Raw genomic sequence first — 5,706 nt, 5'->3', positions numbered from 1 at the left:
TTCCGTATTACCGCGGCTGCTGGCACGGAATTAGCCGGTCCTTATTCAAATGGTACATGCAATGCGGGACGCGTCCCGCACTTTATTCCCAAACAAAAGAGGTTTACAACCCGTAGGGCAGTCTTCCCTCACGCTACTTGGCTGGTTCAGGCTTGCGCCATTGACCAATATTCCTCACTGCTGCCTCCCGTAGGAGTTTGGACCGTGTCTCAGTTCCAATGTGGGGGACCTTCCTCTCAGAACCCCTACTGATCGTCGCCTTGGTGGGCCGTTACCCCGCCAACAAGCTAATCAGACGCATCCCCATCCCATACCGCCAGTCCTTTCGTCATCAAAAAAATGCCTCTTAATGACAGCATACGGTATTAATCCGCCTTTCGACGGGCTATCCCGTGGTATGGGCCAGGTTGGATACGCGTTACTCACCCGTGCGCCGGTCGTCATCCTGGAAGAGCAAGCTCTCCCAGATGTTACCCCGCGACTTGCATGTGTTAAGCCTGTAGCTAGCGTTCATCCTGAGCCAGGATCAAACTCTCCATTGTATAATATCTTTATAATGACCTTTCCCGAAGGAAAGTTCGTTTTGTCTCTGTTCAGAATGCCTCCGAAAATCATTCGGTATCACCTTCAGAAATTGATAGGTTTCGTTCTACCCAGAACTCCTTTATCCATAACCCCTATATAATATAAGGTGGAAAAGAAGTCTGCTTCTTGTACTACTACTTCTCTGTTTATTGTAATCTTTTCAAAGAACTCTTTCTTTTGTCGCTCTTTCTGACTTAATAACTGTTTTGTAACAGCGTTCGTTCTCAAAAGCGGATGCAAAGGTATGGGTTTTTCTCATACCATCCAAATGTTTTCAAAAGAAAATGAGAAAAAAGTGACGGTTTTCCTTTTATTTGACAGAATTAAAGGGAAAAGTGTATGGTTCACATTATATTTATATATGCGCGCGAAGGGAAATTATCGATGATTCCTCTTTGGGTGTTTCTTAGAATTGAAAGTGAGGGGCTCTCCCTTTTACTTAGCTAATGATTCGGTTGATGGTTTTTAGACAAAAAACCGGGATATACACCCGATATGTTTGCGAGACTACGGCTTGTCTGACGCCGCCAGGCTTCCGCTTACGAGAGCAAGTTCTCGACACGGAAACCAGACACCGGCAGACGGTGGTGACTGTGCGTCACCACCTCGCAAACATACCGAGCGATAAGCCATGATAAACCGCAAGTATAATGGCAGAAAATGAAAACAAGTCTGATGGCATCAGCCCACTCTCGGTCTCGAACCCATCCAAACCTTCCCAGTAGGATAACCCATCCTGACATTCCCAAAGGGAAGGAACAAGTTACTATGCTTTGTCAAAGACTTCTTCAGACAATCATATCAGCCCCCACCTAGCCTCCCCCGTAGGGGAGGGACAGTTACTATTGCTATTGATAAGTCACTGATAATCAAACGACTACTGACGATAATATTACTTGCAAGGATATCTGTCCCTCCCCTACGGGGGAGGCCAGGTGGGGGCTGATGACAATTGGCGGAGTTATATTAATAATTTACTGCGCAGCAGGTTTATCTTGGTTTTTGTCTGAAAGGCTTCAGGGTGGGTATCCTGGTTTTTGTCTTATATAAAAGTTGTTACTCCGTGATGACAAATCCGTGTTCCTAGAGTGATATCCGCTTTCTATTTTAGACCTGTGCCTGTCGCCGAAGGCTGATGGGCACTTTATTCTCACTGTCATGGGAAATGGAAGATTTTGGGCACGACATGAAAAGAAAATGTGCCCAAAAATGGGACAAAACAAGACTGGAAACCACTGTAAGCGGAGAGGAACGGCAAATGCCTGAAGCGGGGACACAACGACAATACTGAATGACTGTATCAGTGAGCAACAAGATCAAAGAACTGAAGGAACCGGTTGTATTACAAGGTTTCACCGCCCAAGAAAAAAAAGAGTAGACATCAATACAGCAACAAAATAATTTCGCAAACAGACGTTCAAATGTTAATCACTTTGAAATATTGCAAGCATATCAATAAGAATGACTATCTTTGCATAATGTTGGCCCTGTTACACTAGGCTGCCGACAAACGATAATAATTACCACATTAACAGAACCATAAAAAACGATATGCAAACAAGCGTAAAGCCCGCTGAGGGCAAATTAGGAATAATGATTGTTGGCAACGGTGCCGTTGCCACGACATTCATGACAGGTGTGCTGATGACACGCCGCGGTCTGACCAAGCCCATCGGCTCCATGACACAATACGACAAGATACGCGTAGGCAAGGGAACCGAGAAGAAATATCTGCACTACAAAGACATCGTGCCACTGGCAAGTCTCGATGACATCGTGTTCGGCACATGGGATGTATACCCACAGAATGCCTATCAGGCTGCGATGTATGCCGAGGTGCTGAAGGAGAAAGACATCAACCCCGTGAAGGACGAGCTGGAGAAGATCAAGCCTATGAAGGCCGCCTTCGACAAGAACTACGCCAAACGCCTCGACGGTGACAACGTGAAAGACTGCAAGACGCGTTGGGAGATGGTGGAAGCACTGCGTGAAGACATCCGCAACTTCAAGAAGGAGAACAACTGCTCACGCATCGTGGTGATTTGGGCTGCCTCAACGGAAATCTACGTTCCGGTGGACGAAAAGATCCACTATTCGCTCGAAGCCCTGGAGAAGGCGATGAAGGAAGACGACCGCGAACACGTGGCACCATCAATGTGCTACGCCTATGCCGCCCTCACCGAAGGAGCACCGTTCATCATGGGTGCGCCAAACACAACTGTCGACATTCCAGCCATGTGGGAACTTGCCGAGAAGACGAAGATGCCTATCTCGGGCAAGGACTTCAAGACCGGTCAGACCCTCGTAAAGAGCGGTTTCGCCCCAATCATCGGCACCCGCTGCCTGGGACTGAGCGGATGGTTCTCTACAAACATCCTCGGCAACAGAGACGGTCTCGTGCTCGACGAGCCGGCAAACTTCCACACCAAGGAGGTGAGCAAGCTATCCACACTGGAGACAATCCTGAAGCCCGACGTGCAGCCCGATCTCTATGGTCACGGCAACGACGAGGACACACAGTATTATCATAAGGTGCGCATCAACTACTACCCTCCACGCAACGACAACAAGGAGGGCTGGGACAACATCGACATCTTCGGATGGATGGGTTACCCAATGCAGGTGAAGATAAACTTCCTCTGCCGCGACTCCATCCTCGCAGCCCCTCTGCTGCTCGACCTCTGTCTGCTGAGCGACCTCGCCGCAAGAGCCGGACGCTATGGCACGCAGCGTTTCCTGAGTTTCTTCCTCAAGAGTCCTATGCACGACTATACCAAGGGCGAAGAGGCAGTAAACAACCTATACCAACAGTACACAATGCTTAAGAACGCCATCCGTGAGATGGGTGGTTATGAAGCTGATGAAGAGATTGACTAATAAACAAAAGAAGACAATATTGTGGTCGCTACCAGTAGTAATACTGGCAGCGATTGCTTTTATTACGGTACCCTCGCTGCTGCCCGAAAGCTACGACAGCATGAAACGGAGCGTGGTTACCGTAGAATGCGGTGAATACTACGAGATTCTGAGCCGTGGCAGAGTGATAGCCTGTTGCAACGACATCAATGCCGACACCACGCTCCATGCCGTTAGCGTAAAGCCCGACAGCGACACGGAGCGCAAGGCAATGGTGTGCGGATGCTGGATAAACAGGTTCACATTCATGCCCTCATGCCAGGGCCGCATACTCACCGTCAGTCCATTTTCCACAGACGCAAGACTGATTTCCATGGCAAACAGGAACATCGGCACCCTGATTGAGAATACCATCAAAAGAGCCGAAGAGATGCTTGCCACCGACATGAAGAGGGAGACCGAAATGGATTATTATCTGAATACCCACAATGTGAAGGACGAAGGATACAACGCCATCGCCGCATACGCTGAGGAGAACAAGAAGAAAAAAGACAGTCTGCAGCACAGCATCAACCTGCTGAAATCGCTGCAACAGAAAAAGGGACTCAAGATAAGGCGCAAAAGCAGATATACGCTGGTATACCCCGTCAACGCGAAGAAGGCGAACAGAATAGCATGCCGCATCCTGCCTGAGGAGTCGGGAAAGACATCAAGAAGCACCATCGTGCTGCAGACGAAAGGCAAGTTCATGCCCGAAGATGCAAACAGCCTGTACGGATTCGACGTGTTCTGCCTTATCCCCGAAAAGGGCGACACCATATCCATAGCCGGAGTCTTCGGACTGACAAAGAACAGTCTGCCCAGCACAGCGCTCCAGAAGCCAAACATCTTCAGAGGCACCACCATCTCAACCGAGCGCCATGCCACACCAGAGCTGCTGGCTCCCCAGGGGGCGCCGATATTCAACCGCAACGGATATTTCATCGGAATAAACAACAAGGGAGGAATAGTGAAATGAAAATATCCCACATTATTATATATGCCTTGACGGCACTCGCCATCATCTCATGCAAAGACGGCAAGCCCATCGACACCGTGACCCTATACCACGGCGACTACTGCTACCGCGGAGAGATGGTACACGGCAAGCGGAACGGCTACGGAGTGCTGTCGCTGAAAGACAGTATCGTGTACAGCGGAATGTGGAAAGACGGCAAACGCTGTGGCTACGGCACTACGACCGACTCTCTGGGCAGACGAATCACCGCACTATGGCACGCCGACACGATAGTGAGCGGAACGCGAGAGGACTCTCTCGGAATATACCACGGAGGATTCAGTGAAGACCTGCTTGCCGACGGACACGGCACATGGAGAAATGCCGACGGAGAATTCTATACCGGCCAGTGGACCGCCGACCGCCGCAACGGTTTCGGCTGCGGAGTGGCAGAGAACGGCAAGGTGAAAGCCGGCGACTGGCGGAAGGACAGATACCGCGGAGAGAAGATGGTGCATACAGCCGACAGGATATACGGCATCGACGTGTCGAGATACCAACACGAGAAGGGAAAGAAGAAATTCCATCTCGACTGGACAAAGGTGCGAGTCATCGGACTGGGTTCCGGAAGGAGAAGTGCCGGCGACATAAACTACCGCATCTCATTCGCATACATAAAGTCAACGGAAGGCGTCACCGTGCGCAACAGATATTTCGCCTCCGACTATGTCAACGCCAAGAAGAGAGGCATCGCCGTAGGGGCATACCACTTCTTCTCGACAAGGAGCAGTGCTGCGGCGCAAGCGCATTTCTTCCTTAGACACACGGCTCTGAGAGTCGGCGACATGCCTCCCGTTCTCGACGTGGAGCCAAGCGACGCCCAGATAAAACAGATGGGCGGACCGGAAGTGATGTTCCGTGCCATCAGGACATGGCTCAACATCGTGCGCAACGCCACCGGCACGAAGCCCGTGCTCTACGTGAGCCAGAATTTCGTGAACAGATATCTGTCTGCCGCTCCCGACATCAAGGGCAATTACCCCGTATGGATTGCGCGCTACGGACAATACCGTCCTGACGTCAGGCTCGCCTTCTGGCAGCTCACGCCCTACGGCAAGGTGAGAGGAATACAGGGAGACGTCGACGTCAACGTGTTCAACGGATACAAGGAGCAGTTTGCCGAATTTCTGCATAAGGAGACGATAAAGAAATAAACGCCATGCTACCTTTGCCCCTGCCTGCCACACGGCAGAAAAATGGCGCAAGGA

3 protein-coding genes and 1 rRNA gene are annotated in these 5,706 nt (G+C 50.4%); 3 read left to right on the top strand and 1 reads right to left on the bottom strand.

Annotated features, from left to right (window positions below; genetic code table 11):
* Positions 1-542 (bottom strand): 16S ribosomal RNA (locus CCC32_RS04210); the annotation flags it as partial.
* 1,594 nt (positions 543-2,136) lie between these two features.
* Between CCC32_RS04210 and CCC32_RS04205 the strand changes: the two genes are divergently transcribed.
* From CCC32_RS04205 to CCC32_RS04195, 3 genes are read left to right on the top strand one after another with little or no spacing between them, the layout of a single operon-like run.
* The gene (locus tag CCC32_RS04205) at positions 2,137-3,462 is read left to right on the top strand and encodes an inositol-3-phosphate synthase (RefSeq protein WP_044064595.1); all 1,326 of its coding nucleotides are present in this window, start codon (positions 2,137-2,139) and stop codon (positions 3,460-3,462) included.
* On the top strand, positions 3,455-4,459 hold the full coding sequence (locus CCC32_RS04200; RefSeq protein ID WP_156145345.1) for a hypothetical protein: 1,005 nt from the start codon (positions 3,455-3,457) through the stop codon (positions 4,457-4,459). Before CCC32_RS04205 ends, CCC32_RS04200 begins: the two co-directional genes overlap by 8 nt.
* Positions 4,456-5,652: a GH25 family lysozyme gene (locus CCC32_RS04195; protein ID WP_287072544.1), complete on the top strand. Its 1,197-nt coding sequence runs from the start codon at positions 4,456-4,458 to the stop codon at positions 5,650-5,652. Before CCC32_RS04200 ends, CCC32_RS04195 begins: the two co-directional genes overlap by 4 nt.
* The last annotated feature ends 54 nt before the right edge of the window (positions 5,653-5,706 follow it).

Origin of the sequence: Prevotella sp. LMAG:51 (assembly GCF_008680225.1) — a bacterium.
GTDB classification, from domain to species: domain Bacteria; phylum Bacteroidota; class Bacteroidia; order Bacteroidales; family Bacteroidaceae; genus Prevotella; species Prevotella pectinovora.
Note: the sequence above shows the minus strand (reverse complement) of the source record. Positions and strands in the feature narration are given on the sequence as shown.

What these genes read in the sequence shown, in the direction of transcription:
- CCC32_RS04205 (WP_044064595.1), top strand. Translation starts at nt 2,137, where the DNA reads ATGCAAACAAGCGTAAAGCCCGCTGAGGGCAAATTAGGAATAATGATT.
- CCC32_RS04195 (WP_287072544.1), top strand. Translation starts at nt 4,456, where the DNA reads ATGAAAATATCCCACATTATTATATATGCCTTGACGGCACTCGCCATC.